This is a genomic window from Micromonospora sp. NPDC047467, assembly GCF_040643095.1.
Lineage (GTDB): Bacteria > Actinomycetota > Actinomycetes > Mycobacteriales > Micromonosporaceae > Micromonospora.
This window is the reverse complement of the sequence record NZ_JBEYTO010000008.1, coordinates 1-21250: the sequence shown is the minus strand read 5'-3', so window position 1 is coordinate 21250 and position 21250 is coordinate 1. Positions and strand designations below refer to the sequence as shown.

Annotated in this window: 5 protein-coding genes and 2 pseudogenes; 2 read left to right on the top strand and 5 right to left on the bottom strand. The window is 67.4% G+C overall.

The window, feature by feature from the left end; all coding sequences use genetic code 11:
• Positions 1 to 347 precede the first annotated feature (347 nt).
• The 3 genes from ABZ780_RS22075 to ABZ780_RS22065 all read right to left on the bottom strand — a co-directional run bounded on the left by ABZ780_RS22075 (position 348) and on the right by ABZ780_RS22065 (position 15012).
• Complete coding sequence (locus ABZ780_RS22075) at positions 348 to 6656, bottom strand: hypothetical protein (RefSeq protein WP_357487224.1); 6309 nt, start codon at positions 6654 to 6656, stop codon at positions 348 to 350.
• Between the two features lie 125 nt (positions 6657 to 6781).
• The gene (locus ABZ780_RS22070) at positions 6782 to 9238 is read right to left on the bottom strand and encodes a hypothetical protein (RefSeq protein WP_357487223.1); all 2457 of its coding nucleotides are present in this window, start codon (positions 9236 to 9238) and stop codon (positions 6782 to 6784) included.
• Positions 9239 to 9258: 20 nt separating this feature from the next.
• Entirely contained in the window at positions 9259 to 15012 is a 5754-nt protein-coding gene (locus ABZ780_RS22065; protein ID WP_357487221.1) for a DEAD/DEAH box helicase, read from the bottom strand.
• Positions 15013 to 16129: 1117 nt separating this feature from the next.
• On the opposite strand from ABZ780_RS22065, the pseudogene ABZ780_RS22060 reads away from it, so the two are divergent.
• Positions 16130 to 16843: pseudogene (locus ABZ780_RS22060) on the top strand (transposase family protein).
• A gap of 1355 nt (positions 16844 to 18198) precedes the next feature.
• Here ABZ780_RS22060 and ABZ780_RS22055 read toward each other — a convergent pair.
• Positions 18199 to 18375, bottom strand: a pseudogene (locus ABZ780_RS22055) (transposase); the annotation flags it as partial.
• A gap of 146 nt (positions 18376 to 18521) precedes the next feature.
• The gene (locus ABZ780_RS22050) at positions 18522 to 19385 is read right to left on the bottom strand and encodes an IS5 family transposase (RefSeq protein ID WP_357487219.1); all 864 of its coding nucleotides are present in this window, start codon (positions 19383 to 19385) and stop codon (positions 18522 to 18524) included.
• A 296-nt stretch (positions 19386 to 19681) separates the two neighbouring features.
• Here ABZ780_RS22050 and ABZ780_RS22045 point away from each other — a divergent pair, with 296 nt between their 5' ends.
• Positions 19682 to 20752, top strand: coding sequence for an IS630 family transposase (locus ABZ780_RS22045; RefSeq protein ID WP_357487535.1), 1071 nt, complete (start codon positions 19682 to 19684; stop codon positions 20750 to 20752).
• Positions 20753 to 21250 lie beyond the last annotated feature (498 nt).

Here is a 21250-nt window from a genome sequence, read left to right as displayed (position 1 = left end):
ACCGGTCCCTGCACGCCTTACCGCATGCGTACGGACCGCACCTGCGGCAGCCCATCCTCGGTCAGCACAATTGTCACCGGAATCCGGCGCGGCACTGGCCCCTCGGTGCTGTCCCGCAACGATCGGTGCATCGGGCATCCGCAAGACGGCTGCAGTGGATCCGGGCACCGGGCAAGGGCTGTCTTCAACCGCTGAACCCCGTCAACAGCGACCGGCCACGACCAGTCCATGTCCCACGGTTCCTCCCAGGGCTGGTGGAAGCAGTCGTGATCAAAGGTATATCTGGCCTCGTGGCGAGCCCGGCAGCAGTTTTGCTACCGGGCTCACCATGCTGTCGATCTAGGCGGTCACTGTCCTCGGACGGTCTTCCACGCTGCTGCGAATACCGGCTCGAGCTCCAACTTCCCGTCGCTGGACCGTTCTTCGACGACGTCGAGGTATCGCAACATGGCCACCGACCGGGCGCCTCCGCAGTGGGTCACCTCGAATAGCGCGGTCAGATCCTCGGGGGTCATCGGTTCGTTGAACCCCAGCATCTCGTTGAACGCGGTGACCAGGGTCGCGTTGTCGGCGATGCCGACCTCCTCGATGAGCTTCACCGCGAGCTCGCCACTGGCCAGTTTCGCGCTGATGGTCTCGCATACACGACGTGCGCTGCGACCGGACGCGGGGTGTTGGACGGCCTCGTCGAGCAGGATCCTCCAGCCTCCGGTCGCCTCCATCAACATTCTCTGGCTGGCGTCGTCGCTGAAGGAGGCGACCTTATCGGTTTCGGACGCCACCCAAGAACGAAGACCGGCCGGTGACAGGCGACGCATCACGATGATCTGGTCGGTAAACTCGCTGAGGTCCGGCGCGCCCGGCTGGACGAACAGGTCGCTGGTGCTCGCATCCACAACGGCAACCACGGACCGGGTGACGCCGGCGTTCGGCAGCATCTCCTGCTCGTTCACCAGCGACCCGACCGCATTTTCCAGCCGCGTACCGGACAGTTTCGACAACACCACCCGGTGCTTGTCTCCGGCCGTGCCACCGACCAGTTCCTTCCTGTACGACGACGGACCTGACGCGACGTGAAGGGTGAAGCGTGCCCCGGTCCGGGACGCCTCCTCCTTTAGCAACGTCTCCACTCGGTCGATGCCGGTAGCCGGGGTGCCCACGACAACCAGCAGCCGATTGCCCCGTTCGATCAGTGTGGCGAGCTGTCTCTCCGTCAGCGGCGAGATCGACCCATCTTTGAGAGTGCGGCGTGCCTGCTCGGCCGACAGGTGGGTGACCGACGCGCTCCAGTCCTGCTCGCACAGCTCGTCTTCGATCGTCTCCTTGGTTCCCAAGAGCCGCAGCACGTTGCTCGACCGCAGCCGCCACTGTCCACCCTTCTCGGCGAGAACGCCCAGCCCGCTCATCTCCGACAGCAGCGAGCGGAACTCATCCGGGCGTAGTCGCGAGAAGCCTTCCGGCCACCAGTCCTGACATTCGTCGCGCAGCATGTTCGTGTCGATCGCATGGTCGGCACCGTTGGTGAGCGCGTCGAGTGCGACGACGAGGGCGATCAACTTGTACCGCGAGTCGAGGTTGAGGGTGAGCTGAACTGTCTCGCGGACCTTCTGCTTCACGGTGTCGGAGCCGAAGACCCGCTCAAGGTCCTCGTCCCGGATTAGGTAGTTCGGGCCCTCAGCGCCACGGCGGCTCAGGGACTCGCGCACCAAGGCCTCACCGACGAGCTGCAGCAGCTTCGGCTGGTAGTTGCAGTAGGCCAGTACCCGGTGCACGAGTTCGTCGGCCTCGAACGTAATCCCGAGGGTCTCCATCGGGGTGAACATCAGCCGGTACGCCGGGTCCGGCGCCAACGGCCCGATCGCGATCGGGTCACCAAAGTGCGCGCCAGCAAGTGGCTGGTTAGGCAAGTGCGCGAAACGTTGCACCTGGTGCAGACCAGCGAACACAGGCTTGAACCGCCGATTGGTCGTGTTCATCAAGTCCCGCAGCCGGGTCGTGTGCCGGAAACCTGCCTTGGCGTCGGCGTCGAAGAACCCGTCGCACTCGTCGAGCAGCAACAGCAGTCGACGGTTCGGGTTTGCGTCCAACCACGCGTTCACGGCGGTCTCGACGAACTGGGCGCCGTCGCGGGGTCGACGTCGGGGCGGAACGATGTCGCGCTGGTTGAGCTTGTCGGCAAGCATGCTCCACAGGTCGTCGACCTGGTCGGTTGAGCCGAACCCTCCCGGTAGCGATAGGTACACCGCGACCCGTTCGGGTACGAGTTCGAACTGTCGTGCAGCGGCCAGCAACAGCGCGGACTTACCCAGCTGGCGGCCGCCGTAGATGAGGCTGGAGCCGAACGGCTCGATCACCCGCTGCAGCTCGTTGGTCCGGCCGAAGAACATCTCCTGGGGAACGTTGCCGATCGCGTGCGGGTGGTACGGGTTCGTCGCCGCGAACGGCAGCAGGATCCGTTCCGTGGTCGGGAACTGGCCGCCGCCGGTCGTCGCCAGGTAGGCGATCGCCGCGTCGTCGAGGACCATGACCGGCCGGTCGGCTCGCTCGGCGCACGCCTTCGCCAGCATGTTGCGCTGGTCGAGCGTCATCGTGCCGAACAGAGCGACCAGGATCGGGTCCGTGCTCGGATCCTGCGCAATCCAGGTCAGCAGCGTCTGGGCGTCCTGGACACCCCAGCACATCATCATCTTCAACCGGTCATCGGTTAGCGTGCCGAACGCGGGCACCACAGCTCGCGGCATCCGTTTGAACCCGGTCAGCTCAATCCACTTGCGGTTCGGCGCGATCGTCAGCTTGTACGGCTGACGCTCGCCGGTGAACTCTATGCCGGCCAGCCGCAGCGCCGACGCGAACACCGACTTCATCCGCATGGTCCGCTGGTGGCGGTTCGTCTTCATCTCCAGCCAGTGCTTCAGCCCGTCGTGAGCGGCGGTGCGAGCGGCGTCGGACAGGCGGCTGAAGTCCAGGCCGCTAGCGGTGGTGCCGTCCTGCGCGGCCCGGACGAGTTCGGCGTCGACGCCACCGCGGAACGTTTTCGCGACGGTCATGAACTCCGCTAGGTGCCCGGACGCCGCTGCAGTCGGGGGCACCTCACCGGCGAGGGCGCTGAGGAGGTATTCCTCGGCGGTGGCAAGGTCGCCGGTGTCTATGCAGGCAGTGATCGTCTCCGCCGCGGTGTCGGCTACCCGGCCGGCTGCCGCATTGAGTTCCTGTTGGGCACGCGTCCTTAGCGCCTGCTTCGCCTGCTCGGCGTAAGTAGGCAGGTCCTCGGAGATCCCGTCGAGTTGACGGCGGACGGCACCGAGGTCGCGCCGGTCGACCCGTGCGGCCTCCAGTTGCGCGATCACCTGTGCGTACTCGGTGGAGCCGAGCTGGCCCAGCCGTGCAGCCTTGTCCACGCGTGCCGACACCACCGCCCGCCATGTCTTTAGCTCTGTGCGGGACCGGGTGATGTTCTGCTCGAGCCGGGCGGACATCGCCTCGGCCTGCCCCTCGTCGGATTCGGGGACTGCGTCGACGATGGTCCGCGCGGCGACATAATCCTCGTTGGCGAGGCGACCGTCGAAGGCCACAGTCCAGCTGGTCGTGGCAGCGGTCGCGATGTGCTCTATGGTGATCTGGTCGAGAGGGTGGAGCTTGTCATCCATCCGCAATGAAGGGCTGCGCAGCAGTTCCCGGTTGAGGACCGTGGCCGGGTCAGGTTCGGTGCCGGTGAGACTGCTGCCGTCCAGCAGCTGGACGCTTCGGGTGAGGCTTGCCAAGCAAGCGCCCGCGGCAGCGGCCAGCACCACGTTCGCGTTGGTGTCGGCCAGCATCTGTAGCTCTTCGTGCGCGGCGGCGAACTCGCGGTGGACCGCCGCGCGCAGCTCGGCCAGCACGGTCGGTACCGGTGTGTTGGACTGCTCCGGGCCCGGGTCCGTCCGGACAGCGTCGACCCAGTTGCCGACCGCATCAAGGGACTCCATCGCGTGGTCGAGCAGCCGGCGCCGAGCCGGGCCTTCCAGTGGCCGTCCGCTGGTGCCACGCAGCTTGGCGTCTTCTCGTCCGAGTTCCTGTGCAAGCTGGTCTCGTTTGAGGAGCTTGCGTAGGGCTTCGGCGACGGTATCAACCTCGGCTCGGCGATCATTAGCGGCGATGTCGAGCAGCGATCCGATCAGGCCGAACGACGACCACCAGCTTTCGACGACCTGGTTGGCTCGGGCGAACCGGATCGTGCGCGGCTTGGTGCGTTCCCGGGCGGCCTGCGCGGCGGCGGTCGCGATGTCGTTGTCCGCACCCGCGATCGGCGCGAGCGCCTTCAGTAGGGCGCTGTTAGACAGCAGTCCTTGTGCGGATGCGACGCCGACCGCGCTGGCGAGCTTGCTGGTAGCGGGCAACTCGTGCAGGTTCGCGACCACGTCTTTGACGATTTCGCCGGCGGACGGGTCGGCGATGACCAGCGCGGCACGGACCGCCCCGGCCAGTAGTGCCAGTTGCGCCGGACGGTTGCCGTCCAGGTGGTGCACGCGCAGGTCTCCGATGGCAGTGCGCAGCGCCACCGCCGTCGGGCCGGTCTCGCTGCGGACCGCCTCAGCGAAAGTGAAGACTCGCAGCGCCTGCGCGTGAGGGCCCCGTCCGGCTGCGGTCGCCGCGTGGTAGGCCAGGCAGTACTGGCGGTGGCGCAGCAGCGACGCGATCAGCTCGCCGGCGGCCGGATCCTGACCCCCGGTGACCTGCTGAGTGGGGTGACCGTCGGCGGCGTCCGTTTGGGCGACAACGCCAACTCTGGGTGCGTCATCGGTGGTGTCGAGGCCGTCAACGTCGTCGGGTAGATCATCGGAATCCGGCGAGGCGTGGGTGCTGTCGGTGACAACTCCCCGCACGCTCGTAGCGGCCGGGTCAGCGGTAATGTCCGGGTCGGCGGGTTCGACTCCGACAGCGTCACGGGGGTCCGGCTGGCCGGGCTCAGACGCGTGGTCGCCGGCCGTCTGCTGGTCGTCCCCCACGCGCGGTGCCGCGTCCTCGGCGGGTGACACGCTAATCGCCTGAGCCAGCGCAATTTCGTCGTGTCCCGCGGTTGGCGTGGGCCCGTCGTCGGGTGCGTTGTCCGGTGCGGGTTCGGCCGTCTCCGATCCGTGTGCGTCGGGAGCCTCCAGGGCGTCGAGCCACGCGTCAAGCGAAAAGGGTTCCTGGTCGGCATCGCTGGCTTCGACGAGTTCAGGAGCGTCGGCCACCACAGTGAGCTGCTGCATGAGGGCGATCGCCACGACCGGTGTCAGCGCTGACGGGAGATGTTGGTGGGCGATCGTGTAGTACTGCATCGCCGCGGTGGAGTCGCCGTCGGCGGCCGCGTCGATGAGCCGCAGCAGGGCCATCAGCGCAGTCACATGATCGCGGCTGATGTCATTTCGTCGGGTCGTCTGCGTCAAATCCCGCGCCAGCTCGCGGATCTCTGCGATGACAGCACGGGACGTCTCGGGTCCCTCTAGCGTCGTCAGACGTCGCAGCTGGTCACGTGTCTCCTGGTCTTCCTGTGCCGCCTCGGCCGCTGCCTTCAAAGTCCGGATGAGCGCACCGCAGTCCGCCGCCACGGTCGGATCGACGCTGGCGTCGAACAGCACACCCTCGCCGGAAACGGGATACGGCGCGTATTCGGTCTCCGCCCGTTCGATGAGCTGCTGCGCGCGTTCGACGGCGCGGTACAACGCGGGGATGGGTTCAATGATGCTGGCCCTGGGTAGCCAGCCGGCCGCTATGCACTGGTTGAGCTGGTGCACCGCTCTGCGGGTGATATCCAACGCCAGCGCGAGTTCGTCGGCGGCCGTGGTGAGTGTTGCCGCGTCCGGCGGCCCGTGGTGGGAGGACCGACCCGCGGCTACCTCGCCCGCCCCTGCGGGTTCCGGGTCCGCTCCCGTTCGAGTACCCGCAGAGTCACCATCCTGGCGCATTTGCGGGATGACGGGGTGCTCTATGCCGCTGGTCGTGGTCGCGTCCATCCCCAATGTTGCCCAGTCTGGATCCTGGTCGTCGTCCTGGTCGAGCCACACCGCCTCCAATCGCGCGCAGGCGTCCACGGCACCGTCAACCACATCGACCGGCCAGCTGGGGAGCGCCAGCCCACCAGTGAGAGCGCATCGGAGGGCAGCGACCGCTTCCGGCGCGTCGTACCAGTGTGTGACAACCATCAGTCGGACAGCGTTTGTCTGTGCGGGGTCTTCCGTCAAAGCCCTGCGCAGGGCCTCGTTGTCGAGGTCGTCCACCCAACGCATCAGGTGCGCCCACAATCCCCGCACCACGGAGGTGGTGATGTAGCGGGCGTCGCGCAGCCGTTGATCAGGGGGGCAACTACGCAGACGCGACAACCCCATCGCTGCCGCGGCTGGCGCGAGACGCCGCGCGGATGGTACACGGTGTCTGCGTAGAAAGTTCGTACGACCGGGGTTGGGTTGGCGCCACACCACGTCGGTGAACTCTTCCGGGGTGAGAACCTCGAGCGCGTTGTCGACAGGGTCGCCGAGGCGCTCCAGCTGTCCGGCGAGGTGAGCCTTCGCGGCGTGCAGCTCCCGCGCCAACGGATCAGTCTCGCTGGCTGCCAGCCGCGTGAACTCCTCCGCGTCGCAGACAAGTGGATGATGATGAGAGTGGTCGTGGCGCGGGCGTCGGGGACGGCTGGTCATCTGGGGGTGGATCTCCTATTCGACGGTCGACGTAGAACGGACGGGGCCGGATCGACCGGTAGCTACGGAATTTCCGACAGAGCAGACACCGACAAGGACGAGCGTGATGCGTGGCCCATGTCGTGTCACGTCAGACTCAACCAGGATGACCCGGGTTCACTCCCCCGGGTGTGGCCTCTGACGAAGGTGTAGCCGGTTGGAAGTCGGGTGTCGGCTTTCGGGCCGCGCACCTTTCTGACGAACTCGGCGTACGCGGACCGTGCTTCGTCGCTGGCCTGGTATCCGCCGGGCAGAGCGCGTGTGCCTGGTGGAACCCAGTGCTCGTGAACCTTGCCCCGCAGAGCCACGCGGCGCTGCTGATCACTGTGCGCCTGTGCCTGCCGGCGGGCCGCGTCGTCGGGCCACCATACGAACGTGTCCGGGCCGCCGCTGCCTGGCTTGTCGGGACGTCCCTGGTTTGGTTCGCAGGTGAGCTTGCCCGCGTCCACCAGTCGATCGCAGGTGTAGATCACCTGCCACATCAGGGCCGGGTTGGACAAGTCCGGACCGAACAAGGCGGTGAAGAGTTGCGGGCCGGTCAGGCGACGCGCGCCGAACGATCCGGCGGCACCATGTCGGCGCAGCGCGGTGACGATAAGTTTGCGTAGTGGATCGATGCCCTGGTGGCGGGCGGGCACATTCGGGTTCGCCGCCCTAGGGACTGTTTGCTCCGGTGTCTGCGGGCCAACATCTGGGAGGTCGATGCCGAGTGCGGCGGCGAGGATCTTGACGTCAGCCGCCCACCGGAAGGCCGCACCGTGGAGCAGCGGCTTGGTGAGCAGTGTCGTGGCCGCTGACAGCCTCCGGGCGCCGCGGGCGACCGCGACGGTAACCTTGATCCCCGGGTAGAACGACAGCGGCCAGGCAAACCCCGACAGCTCGCCGTCTGACCGCTCGACCTGCTGGATTCGCTCATTGTCGTCGAGGTTGTCGCCGTCGTGGTGCAGTTCGATGACGAGAGTACCGTCGGCGAGCAGGTCGTCGACGTGGTCCGGTAGCGGCAGCGCGTCACTGTCGAGGTGGACCGGTCGTAACGCAACGGTGTAGACAACGAGGCTGTCGTGGAGGTGTTCAACGACAATCGCGTCCTCGACGGCATCGTCGTCCGATCCGTCGGGCAGGTCGATATCGGCAGCGTCCGGGTCCGCGTCGTCCGGTCGGGTTTCCTGCCGTACCTGGTTCCCGCCGGTCGGGGTGTCCTCACCTGTGTCGCGACCCTTACCATCCGCGGCGGCGTCCGTGTCGGCCCCGTCCGGCTGACCGGCTGTCCCGTCGTCCGGCTGCCGGTCTGAGAGGTCCCGATCCGGTGGGGTGTCGCTAGCGAAGCTGCTGCTGGGTAGCGACTCGTGGTAGCCGAGCGCGAGAGGTCGCAGCGGGTCGACGCCACGCACGTCGGTCTGGACCGGTTCCGGCTGGGCGAGCCAGACCCCTGCGGCTTGCCACCTGTCGTCGATACGTAAATGGACACCGTCGACGAGCAGACCGTCGACGGCGGAGGTGGCGACGTCGGCTATGGCGAGATTGACGTGCGCAACCGCCTCGGCTGCGGCAGTGAGTTCGAGCGGGTCGACGTCGACCTGCTCAGGGTCTGTCACCTTTGCCGAGTCGACCCAGCCGGCCAGCAGCGGCCACACTCCGGTGAACCGGGGCTCAAGCGTGGCCCGGGTAGCGGCGTGAGTGACGTCGTCAAGGTCTGCCCCACCAAGTAGGCCCGGACGGTCGCGGCGGCGCTCGTACCGTTCGGCGGGGGTAGCGTACGCGCCCCAGCGACGCAGATGCGGTGTTTGGTCCAGCAGTTTGTCGATGGTGTCGAGCGCGGTCTGCAGCGCCATGGCGAGAGTGTCGTCGTCGTGTGGGTCGATCAGTAGCCCGCCGAGCGGTCCACCGACCAACAGCGGTTTCCCTGCGGTAAGTAGATGGTGGGCGTACAGGGCGGTGTCGTCCAGGTCGGCGACCTTCGGGTTGGGGTAGCAGACCTTCCCGGTCAGGTGGCCGCGGTCGTCGAGGAGCACGCCGCGTTGGCGCAGTCGGCGCAGTTCGACGCGTTCCCGTGGTGTCAGTGGCGCACCGAATGCCTCAGGGTCGAGGATCACGCGTTCCGGCCGGCAGCCCATGGCGTCGAGGGTGGCCGGTGCTCCCGACAGGTGCGCGGGAACCCACCCGTCGGAATGGGTCTCGTCGTGGGCGCCGAACCGGGCGACGACTTCGGCCCACAGCGACTGCTGGCCCCGTTCGATACGTACGAACGTGCCGACGGGCAGCACGGGCAGGGCCACGGTGCCGGTATCCAGCCGGACGAACAGCTCAGGGTCGAGCACCGCGGCCTGGTAGCCCCGAGTCTGCGGGTCAAAACCGAAGTGCAGCGCGTTGAACGCCGTGGTGGTGTGCAGCGGCGCCCGGCGGACGTGGGCCACCTGCTCGAGATAGGTGATGACGGCCGCCCGCGAGGCTTCGGGTATGTCGTCGACGCCGTGCAGCAGGTCGTCGGTGAACAATGGCTCGTCGTGAAACGGCCGCCATGTGGGTGTTGCGGTCACAATCATCGGCGTGCTCCTGCTTCGGCCTACCGGGCCGATACCACGGCGCGGGACTTGTCATGGTCAACGTGCCGGCGAAGCCGCCACACCCGGCCGAGGTCGGTCAGCACCGCCTCGCCGGCGTTGCCCAGCCGGATGAGCGCGTCGTTGACGTGGGTGAGCTTGATACCGGGATCGACACCGCGCAGCCGGTGATAGAGCAGCTGCGGCCACAGCGGCCGCAGGCGCCCGGACAGGCTGGACAGGTACGAGTCGTCGCCTCGGAGGACCCTGTGCAGCATTCCGGCGGTCAGCCCTCGGTAGTTGTCCCACAGCAACGCCCGCACGTACCGGTCAACCGCCGCCTGGTACGGGGCGCCGTCGCGGTCGGCGGACGGCCGCGGCCGCGGGGTGTTCAACGCGTTCAGCAGCGCCGGTGTCGAGGTGGTGTCGCTGCTGGTCGACCAGCAAGTAGAACAGCGGCAGGCGGCGGTGCTGCAGGTACCGTCCGGCACCGGCTGTCCGGCCTGCCCGAAGTACTCGGTGAAGCCGACGTTGGCACACCGGGTGGACTCCACGTACCAGTCCCGCAACGCGGTCAGTTCGGTGGTGAGCCGGGCCCGGTGGGCATTCATCCGGGCGCCGAAGTCCGCGGGCAGTTTGCCTGCTCGGCCGAGCATTCCCACCGAAACCAGTGTCTGGTTGTTGCCGGCCTGAGAGACGTCAACGACACCAAGGTCATGCAGGGTCGCCAGCAACGCCCAGGTGCCGGCAGCGTCGGCGACAAGGTCGTCGTATCCGTCCACTGCGGCGGTGAGCTGCCGGTGCACCTCGGTCAACCGGTGACGGCCCGGTCGCATGGTGGTGAGCTGCTGGACGACAGTCGCGGCGGCCGCAAGAACGTCGGGGCATGAGACCGGGTCGTCGAGCGGGGTCAGCACGACGGTCGCGGGGAAGTCTCCGCCGTCGTCGATGGTTCCGGCGTCGGCGAGCGCGGCGAGCGCCCGGATGACTGCGGTCCTGTACATCGCCGCCGTCGCCGGTTTGCGGGCGTCGTCGAGTGACATCCACCCAGCGGTGACCTCCTCGCCAATGACGGTGTCGGCGACCAAGTCCGGGTCGAGGACTCCCCTGCCCTGTGCTGCGGATAGGACGGCCCTGCCGATACGTCGCAGCGTCGGATCCGGCAGGGCCTGGGAGATCATCCATGCAACGGTCCGGAAGCCCCGTCCCGTGCCGAGGGCGAGCCCATACGACGGTGCGGTGATCTCGGCCGGGTCCCGTCCGGCCTGGTCGCGGCCGGCGCGGCCAAGCTGCTGATACAGCCCGGCGAGGTCGGTGGGTGGGGAGACAACGAAAACGCAGCGGATGTCGCCACGGTTGACGCCGAGCCCAAATGCGCTGGTCGCCACGATCAGCAGCGGGACGAACCCCTCCTCGCCTTTTTTCGGCGCGTCGCGGAACTCGATGAGGACTGCGGCTTTCTCCGCCTCCGACAACCGGCCGTGGAACCGGCGCACCCGCCGGGTTTCTCCTTCGCCGACGAACTCGCGCAAATGCGCATAGAGCGCGTCGACTTCCCGGACGGTAAGGCAGTAGAAAATCGCGTGGTCGTCGCAGGCGGACGTGACCGCCTCGGCCAGACCGGCGACGATGTTCGGGCCGGCGGCCCGGAACGTCCGCCGGTAGATCGCAAGCTCCGGGCGCAGCGGGTCTGCGGTGACGGTGACCAGCGGCTCACCGACGCTCGGCTCGTCGGGCAGGCCGAACAGCCCGCTGCGCAGCCCGGCCCGTACCCCACGGTTGGCCGTAGCGGTGACCGCGGTGATCCGTACCCCATGCTGTTGCCGGAGTTGGGTGAGCAGACCGGCGGCGCGGCGAAAGCTGGGGCGGAAGTCATCGCCCCACTGCACGAACGTGTGTGCTTCGTCGACGGCGACCCGGCGCAGTTGCCCGTTCGCCGCACCGATTCGCAGCAGTTGCTGGAACCGCCGATTGCCCAGACGTTCGGGCGAGATGTAGATGAGCTTAATGCCGTGGTCGTGGGTGCCGTTGAGCTGCTCGGCGACCTCGGTCTTGCCGCGGCGACTGTTGGACTCCGCCATCGGCCCGACGAGGGCCCGGACCGCGCCGCCGACGCTCGCGTTCAGCTCGAGGGCCTGGTCGGCCATCAGCGCGACCAACGGTGACACGACGACGGTGACGCCAGTCAGCGCGAGCGCGGGGAGCTGGAATGTGTAGGACTTGCCGAACCCGGTCGGTAGGAGCGCGAGCACGTCGGCGTTGTCGGCGACGGCGCGGATCACGTGCTCTTGTTGGGGTCGCAGCTGCAGCGGGGCGTCGGAGAACCGCAGGTAGCCGGCGATCTGGGCGCAGCGCTCGACCAACAGGTCGCCTAGCTTGCCGTCGGCGCGGGCTACCACCTCGGTCTCGTCGTCGATGCGGGCGGCGAGGATTTTGCGGGTGGCGGGAAGCAGGGTGTGTTCGACGAGCGCGTCCGGGGTGCACAACTCATCGGCGCGTTCAGGTGTAATTCGGCCGGAGTCGGCGAGGAACCGCCAGACGCGTTCCCAGCCTTCGGCCATGCTCATCAGGTTCCCGCCGGCCTTCTCGCCGGTGTCGGGGTCGGCCATCAGCAGGCCGGGGTCGAGAGACTCGAGGAATACTCGACGGTAGCTTCGCCGCAGCGCGGTCTGCCCTGCAAGTTTGCGATCGCTGATGATGACGACACCGCGGTGGTGGGCCGACCGGATGAGCCGGCCGACCGCCTGCCGCAGGTCCATCGCCGCCAGGGGCAGGTAGTACGACTCGGTCGCGACTCGGTCCGGGTCCGGATGGCCGGTGTCCGTGGCACGGCGGGCGACGGCGGCACGGCGGGCGGCGACGATCGGGTCGGCGAACGGCGCGAATGGCAGCTTGTTGATCCACACCAGCGATAGCCGGTCGGCGGGGAAGTCGACGCCCTGCCACATGCCACGGGTCGCCACACAGAACCCGCCAGTTTCGGTGAACGCCCGCGCCGCCCGGGCGTTGCCGAGCAGCGGGGCGACCGTGACCGGAACGCCCGGCGCGGCCGCCGGCAGTTCGGCCAGTAACCTCTCCGCGATCGCGGACGCCGCCCGGGTCGACGTGGTCAGCACCAGCCCACCGCCGGTGAACCCGTCGGCACTCGGCCCGTCGTCTCCGGCGGCGGCCGCGGGGCGGACGACCTCGCGGGCGTAGCCAGCGAGCTGGTGGGCGACGGTGCGGACCGCGCCGTCGGTCTGTTCGGCCCAGCTGGGGAAGTCGGTCAGGCACACCAGCCGGGCCTGGGCGGCGAGGTCGAACGGGCCGGACAGGTAGTGGGCGTCCACGTCGGAGCCGAGCCCGAGCCGGTTACGGATGTAGTCCCACCTGCCGGACACCTGCAGCGTCGCCGAGACGAAGAAGGTTCGGGCGAACCGGGAACGGGCCAGCGCCCACTGCTGGTCGCGGGCCAGTTCGATCGGCGCGGACGTCATCGAGAACGCGTACCGGCGAGCGGAGACGCTCAGGGCGTCGATCTCCAATTCGGTGGCGAACACGACGCGGTTCGACCCTATCGGTGCCGCGGCGGGCCCGGGGTCGCCCGCTCCGAGGTCCGGCCGGGTGATGCCGCTGCCGTCCTCTCCGAGCTGTTCTTCGAGCGGGTCGACCGGGGCCACCGTCTCCCCCGCATCGGCGTCACCTATGGTGTCTTCGGCGCTGGCCGGATCCCCGGCAGAGCTGTCGGGCCGGGGCGGGTCGAGGATGTCACGGGCGTCGGCGACGATCCGGTCGGCGGCTTCCCCCAGGGTTCCCACCCGGGCGGCCAGCGACGCGGCCCGTTCCCGTTCCCACCATGACGCGGCCTGCATCTGAGCCGATCCGAGGTGACCAGACATCTGCCGACAGACGTTACCGGCGACGACGGCGAGGCTTTCGAGTCTGGCAAGCAGCTGTCGGGCCGGGGCGCTACCGCCGAGCCCACCGAAAGGGCTGGCCACGGTCGCCGCCCGGGTGCCCGGTTCGCCGCCGGCGGTGTCGAACACCGCCCGCGCGGCCCGGGGCATCGCCTCCGTGTCGAGCATCCGTTCCAGTTCGGTGATCTGCTCGCCGAGCACCTGCGGCGCGACGCGCTGCGTGGTGTACCAACGGCGCAGTTCGGCGACGAGGTTCTCCACCGCCCGATAGTCGACCTCGGCGCTCGCCGCTCCGGTCGCAGCGTTTTCGAGTGAGTGTGCCTCGTCGACGACGAGAAGCGTGTCACCTGCGAACGCGTCCGGGTTGCTCAGCAGCAGCGCGTGATTGGCGATCACCAACCGGTGCCCTGCGAGTGCCTCGGCGACGGTGTCGGTCATGCGGGCCAGCGGAGATCGGGAGCCGGAGCCGTAGTCGTCGGATTCCTGGCTGACGCTTGCCAGCCACAACCCCACCAACGGCCCGGCCGTCGTTTCGAGGTATTCGGCGAGGAAGACCGGGACGTCTACAGTGTCGACGCTTCGCGCGACCCACGCCTGCTGTGCCGACGTGGCTGTGGTGAGCCGTCGGACCAGGTACACCAGCAACTCGCGGTAGCCGGGATGGTCCGCGAACCGGCTTCGACCGCCCCTGCGGCCAGCTCCTGCCGCAGCCGTCACCACGTCGGTCAGCGCGGCGACGAGGGCCCGCAGCGACAGCCGGTTGCGTTTTCCTTTGACCAGGTCGGCGATGTCGTCGAGGCCGGGTACGGCCGACGCGAGCCGGGTGATGTCGGCGGCGAGCTGGGTCTGCAGCTGCTTGGTGAAGGTTGCCAAGACCACCTGTCGCCGTGGGTCGCTGGTCAGCCATTCGAGGGCTGCGGCGAGGATCGCGTAGCTCTTGCCGGTGCCGGTCGGCGCCTCACACAACGCGTCCCGGCCGGCTGCGACCTGACGAGCCAGCAGCTGGGCCATCTGCTGCTGCGCCGGTCGGCGTTCGACAGCGCCGGACGCGGCGACTTGAGCGAGTGCGTACGGGTCCACGCGCCCTATTCGGTCGAACAGGTTCGCCGGTATCGACAGGTTCGGTGGCATGGTACGGCCACGCCGGGTTGGTTCGCGCAGGTCCCCACTGCCGAGCACGTCCGCGAGAACCTCGGCGACCGCTCCGTCGTCAGCCGCCGGCGGCCCGGCTGGTTCAGCCAGTAGCGACGTGAGCAGGTCCCAGCTGGGCGACCCTGCGCTGACGGCGAGCAGCAGATCCCGCACCGGGCCATCCCAGCTGTCGACGACGGCCGCGGCGCGATGCAGCAGGCGGGCGGTCAGGTCCGCGTCGTCGGCGGCGTGGTGCCAGTTCAGCCCAGACCGGTCGACGCTGACGTCGTCGGCGAGCTCCGCAAGACGGTACGACCGGGCGGTCGGCCAGACGGCATGGGCAAGGTACAGCGCGTCGACGCGGCGCAGCCCGCCGAACGGTGGTTGCTGGGCAGCCGTGGCCGCTTCGTCGAGCATCGGAAAGTCGGCGCCGGTGCCGTTGTAAGCCACAATGATGTCCGCGTCCGCCAGGTAGTCCCGCAGGTCATGCAGTGCCTGCTCGACAGGTACGGCGCGGGTGGCGTATTGGCCCCGTACGGAAGCGGACCGCAGCTGCTCTTCCCAGTCGGCGTCCGGCAATTTGACCCACGCGGTGAGCCGCGGCGCCGCCTCGACCCATGTGGCGTCAGACGACAGCCGGACAGCGCCGATCTGGTAGATACGCCGGTCACCGGCGGGACGTTCGGCGGTGGGTCGTACCACCGCTTCGACGTCGACTACTACGGCGCGGGGAACCTTCGACGACGCCATCGGTTGAAGGCGCCCAGAGCTTGGCGAGGCTGCCGCTTCTGCGGTTTGGAGGCTCCCATCCTTGTCGCGGATGAGTCCGGCACCGATCGCAGCAGCGAGGATCTTCTGTAGCCGTCCCCGGGTCATGCCTGGCCAGCGCCGCTGCGCGGCAGCCAGCACTTCATCTCCGCCGCAGGGTCCAATGTCCGAGATGAGCCTGGCGAGCTGCTGCTCGCGGCTACCTGCTCCGTCCGTTGTGCTGTCCTTCCCGCGTGTACGCCCCCGCTGTGGCGCGAAGGGCCGAACCGTGTTCTGGCTACCGTCGACGGCCTATCTTTGGGCCCGTGTGACTGCAAATATGGTCGACCGGATCCGGGGAAGCACTCAAATCTATCCACCGGATGGACGCGAACCGATCGATCAATGCAGATACCCCTTTCGGCAGCGAACTAACCACGCTGAGGTCGGCCGACAGGTACATAGCCCTCAAGCCAGGGCGAGGCGCACAGCCCGCCGGCAGCGTCAGTCAGTTCGGCAGAGCATTGACACGATACCTCACAACCCATTCCCACGCGTCACCATGAACCGCCGACGGTAGCCGCGCAACCGCATCTCGACATCGATCATTCAGGCAACAAAGTCCCGCCGACAGGACCCGTAGAAATGCCCATCCGCTCGGCGAAGTCAAAACCCGGCGGAGTCGAGACCTGCGCCACCGGACGCTGCACAGCACGTCGCGGCTACGGTCGTCCGGCGCGGTGGGGCGTGCTGCCCAGCGACGTCGGGGGGACTGAACAGGTGCGAGCCTGCGGCTGCGGCGGCCGCCTGCCCGCTGCCGAGGGCAGTTTCATCACGGTCATGGACGAGGACTCGGACACCTAACGGATTACCAAGGACACGCGGCAAGGCCGCCACCGACACCGCGTCAGGGCGAGCACGCGCCTCGAACCTCGACGCCCCTCTCTGCGCCAACAGGTGTGGTGTGTGGCGGAGTCCAGTGAACCGTTACATCGTTGAGCCCTTTTCATCGTGATCGTGCTGGTCAAGCCGGGTGTGGTAAAACCGAGATCGATGAAGAGGAGGCTCCAGGTAGGACAGCAGTCGACCAAGATCCGATGCCTCTGCCGGGAGCCTCGCCGTGCTGTCTTACCCCGCCACGATCCCGCTGGCCAGTCGAACCCTGAACCACCTCGCCGGGCTTGTCCGCACCCATCGCCGACAGCGTCGATCCCGGTGGCGGCGCCTGGACACCGGCCGGCAAGCCCTGCTCACCCTCGCCCATCTGCGCAACGGCGATACCTATACCCGCCTCGCCGCCGGGTTCGGTATCGGCGTCGCCACCGCCTGGCGTTACGTCCGCGAAGCCGTCGACCTGCTCACCGCAGCGGCCGACGATCTGGCTACCGCGATGGACTGCATCCGCAAGCTGGCAAGCACAAGCGGCACGGCGTGAACGTGCAGGTCATTGCGGACGCTGCGGGTCGCCTGGTCTGCGCATCGGCTGCGCTGCCCGGCGCCACCCATGACCTGAGCGCCGCCCGTGTTCACGGCATAATCGACGCGCTGAGCAGCGCCGACGTGATGACGTTCGCGGACATGGTCTACCAAGGAGCCGGCGGGAGCGTGCGCACGCCGTTCAAGCGTCACCGCTACCGGCCAAAGTTGTCCCGCCGGCAGAGGACCCTTCAACCGCTCACACGCCCGTATCCGCGCCTGCGGCGAACGCGCCATCGCCACGCCCAAGACCTGGAAGCTCCTGACCAAGCCCCGCTGCTGTCCCCACCGCGCCACCGCGGTCGTGCAGGCCATCCTCGTCCTGCACCGCGTCGAGACCGGCCGCTACTCAGGATGAAAACGGCTCACTGATAACCCGTTTGCACGCCTCGTTGCTCGCTCGGATGACCTCGGTCGGAGCCGGCAGCACGGCACCGGGCCGAGAGTCAGCAGGTGCCAGTAGGCTTCGCCGCGGACGCCACCCGCAAGGTCGGGCTCGGCGAAACACATGCGTAGCTCCATTCTGCCGCCGCGTGCGTCCGGCAGGATCGCCATCCGCGACGCGCACGCTTCCGGCGCCACCCCCACTCGTTTCCGTGCATCGGCTCGAGCGACAGCGCCACCGTGTAGCCACGCCGGGCCCGGTACGTCACGGTGCCAGCGGCGACATCGACGCCGTACATCCAGACCAACCCCTTCGAGCGGCGGGGCAGCGTGGCCGGCTGTCACCGCACCGAAGTGCGGAAAGGTGCTGAAGACCGCCCAGTCCCGGTCGGGGGCCCGAGCCCGCGCCGTTGAAGAACGAGGCGGCGCATCTGCTCGGTCAGCTCAAGATTCTCCCGTGACGGCGGGTGCGCCAGCTTCGAAGTTGGCCGAAGCGGCGGCAGCGTTCCGGTAGAGGGCGCGTCCTGTCGATCCAATTTCCGTTCGTTCGACAAGAGCCGGCGTAGGATCGTCAGCCAACCCGCCACGCCGCAAATAACGATTACCCCGGTACCCCATAGTCGGGTGACGGGCTGGTCGACAAGCCACAAGCCCCCGGCGAGAATGGCCGCTCGCACGACTATAACCACGGCAAACCGCCAACCCTTAGCCCGCCCCCCGATGATGGGAAGGCCACAAAGCCACCACAAGCAGCCCAGTAACAGGGTAAGCACGAGGGGGATGATCCATTCAACCCAGCTCTCTTGCTTGGATCGCTTCAACACACACGAATCCTCGCCGGTTTGGTCCGGTTGCGGGACACCCAAACGTCCATACTCGCCGCCGAAGGAAGCAGGCGGTTGCGATGACTCCCCTCAGCACGCCGTAAGGCGAGACAGTCACCTACGCCAGGTCCCAGCGGACGCCCGGTACGAAGACGGTGGCGGCTGATGTTCGTGCCACCTCGACTTTGGTAAGCCGGTAGGTGTAGGGCTTACCGACCCTGAGGTGTGCTCGCCGAGATCGCAGACGAGGTACTCCGCAGGCTCGAGATTGTGCAGGCCGGCGGTCGACTCCTCGCTCTGCCGCCACTGCACCAGGCTGAACGGTTTGGGGATCACTATGCCGGTGACAAACTCCAGCCCCGGGGTAGATGCTGGTCTCTGGTCACGATGTGGGCTAATGGCTCGATCGGGACCCTCATCCAGTCCGGCAGGTGGTGTACCCGGCGTGACCGTTCGGCGAGGGTGCGGAAGTAGATGCCGTGGTGAACTCCGATGGACCGGCAGAGTCTTCCCATCGGGTGAAGTACCAGGGCACCGTCTGCCAGGGCGGCAGGTCAGCTGGCAGGTACCGCCACGGGCACCCGGACTGCACCACGTACAGGATCGCGTTAACGATCTCCCGCCGCGGATGCTTCTCCCGGCGGCCGTCTGTGTTCGGCTCCGGAAGCAGCGGCTCGATCAGCGCCCACTAGGCATCGGTCAGCTCGCAGGGGTAGCCACGGCGTGCAGACACCGCGCCACCCTGCCCGTCCCGCCGGTGGAAGTCATGCCACCCACCATGCCGTCCACAACAGACCTTTCAAACACGTCCTTAAGAGGACGTCTGATTCACGTATTTTGTGTGTGATGTGGTTGTAGGGGTTCTCGCCAGGTTGGGGTGGTTTCGGTGGTGAGGCGTTTGGCGAGGTTGTCGATCATGGCGATGGTGATCATGCTGGCGGAGTTGTCGGGTCGGGTTTCGTAGTCGCGAACGAGTCGGCGGTGGTGCATGAGCCAGCCGATGGTGCGTTCGACGACCCATCTGCGCTTGACCACGCTGAAGCCCTTGACCTGCGGGTCTTTGGTGACGATTTCGACGTCGACGCCGAGGTGGGCGCCGTGTTCGATGACGCGGTTCTTGAAGCCGGCGTCGGCCCAGGTTTTGGTCAGTGTGGGGTAGGTGGTGGTGGCTTGGTCGAACAGGTCCATGCCGATGGTGTTGTCGCTCGCGCTGGCGGCGGTGACGATGACGGCGAGGAGCAGGCCGAGGGTGTCGGTGATGATGCCGCGTTTGCGGCCGACGATCTTCTTTCCGGCGTCGGTGCCCTGGGTGGCCAGTGGGACGTTGGTGGAGGTCTTCACGCTCTGGCTGTCCATGATGGACGCGGTGGGTGCGATGGTGCGGCCGTGGTGGTCGCGAACGAGTCCGGTGAGCTGGTAGTTCAGGTCGGTGAAGATGCCTTCCTTGCTCCAGGCGGCGAAGTAGCCGTAGACCGTCGGGTGGGGCGGGAAGTCGTGGGGCAGGTAGCGCCAGGCGATGCCGGTGCGGTTGACGTACAGGATCGCGTTGACGATCTCGCGCAGGTCGTGGGTGGGGGTGCGGCCGCTGACGCCGGCGTCGGTGCGGGCCTGTCGCCAGGCTGTCAGGCGGGGTGCGATCAGAGCCCATCGGGCGTCGGACAGGTCGGACGGATAGGCTCGTCGTGCGGTCATGATTCAGGCGTACGGCGTCTGGGGGTCGGATCGACGGACCTCATGTACGTCGATGTCGGGTGAAAGTGAATCAGACACGATCGCGGGCTGAAATGCTCTGATTCTGGTCAGGGCAGAGCTGGCCAGAATGTGTGCAATCTGGGTCAGGTCCCGCGCATCGCCCTGACGAGGTCGAGGCGTAAATCGGCCGCTACTGACGCGAACGCGAAACAAACGTCCAGTTAGCACTAGCGTGGTGTCGCGCAATTAGGTAGTCAGTAAGTATGATGCTGGTCGTGAGCCGTGCTGCCGCACCGTTGGTGCTTGATCGGGGCCAGCGTGAGCTGCTGGACTCTTTGGCGAAGTCGCGTACTGCGCAGCATCGGCTGGTGCAGAGGGCGCGGGTGCTGCTGCACGCGGCTGACGGGGTGTCCAACTCCGATATCGCGGTGCTGGCCGGGGTGACCCGGATGACGGTGCGGGCGTGGCGGGCGGAGTTCGCCGAGCGTGGGCTTGCCGATTTGGGCAAGGTGTCGGCGGGTCGGGGCCGTAAGGCCTCGATCCCGCAGGCGGTGATCGATCAGATCGTGGAGTTGACGCTGCATTCGCGGCCCGAGGGGGCCACGCATTGGTCGTGCCGGTTGATGGCGGCGAAGGTGGGGGTCTCCAAGGACACGGTGCAGCGGGTATGGGACGCGCGCGGGCTCAAGCCGCACTTGGTGGAGACGTTCAAGCTGTCGAACGACAAGCGGTTCGAGGAGGAGCTCGTCGACGTCGTGGGGCTGTACCTGAACCCGCCGGACAAGGCGGTGGTCTTGTGCATGGATGAGAAGTCCCAGATCCAGGCCCTGGACCGCACGCAGCCGAGCCTGCCGCTCAAGCCGGGCCGGGCCGGCACGATGACCCACGACTACAAGCGCCACGGCACCACGACCCTGTTCGCGGCCTTGGACGTGCTAACGGGCAAGGTGATCGGCAAGTGCTTCGCCCGGCACCGTCATGACGAGTTCCTGCGGTTCCTGCGCACGATCGACACGTCGGTGCCCCGCAAGCTGCAGATCCACCTGATCGTCGACAACTACGGCACCCACACCCACCCGAACGTGAAGGCCTGGCTGGCCAAGCATCCGCGCTTCCACCTGCACTTCACCCCGACCAGTTCGTCCTGGCTGAACATGGTCGAGCGCTGGTTCGCCGAACTGACCGAGAAGATGATCCGCCGTGGCGTGTTCCGCAGCGTGGATGACCTCGTCAAGGCGATCGAGGAGTACCTGCGGGTGCACAACGACGACCCGAAGCCGTTCGTGTGGACCGCGACCACCGAATCGATCCTGGCCAAGGTCCGACGTGGACGCGTCACCCTCCAGCAAGTGGCAAGCCAAAACTGAGACAGAACACTAGATTCCGCTCGCCCCCTTTGGCAGTGTTGGTGGGCTCGGCCGGTTGCCTCGCGCCCGTAGCGTGAGATCAGTGGCTTACTCGAGGGTTGGAGGAAGTTGTTGGGGAACTGGCTGACATCCGTCCCTGGCGGACTGATCTCGGGCGCCGCGGTCGGCCTGATCTTCGGTGTCCTCTTCGAGGACCCGCTCAAGAAACTGCTTTGGTGGGCCGCCCGGCGGCTCCGACGAATGATCACCAGGTCAGCGGCGCCTATAGCTCTTGGCCGCGAGTTCCGTCTAGGTCCGTTGCATGCCCCCTGCGTCATCCTTGAGGGCGACGGCACGCGCATGCTTGAACCGGAGCGTGTTCGCGTGTTGGTGAGCCCGGTCGACGTTCAACTTCCTGAGGAACTAGTGCCTCGTCATGCGGCCTTGAACGGGTAATCGGGATGGCGGATCTTGGAGTTGATCGCGTATCCGGTTTTGGGTTGGGCGTGTTGGTTGCGC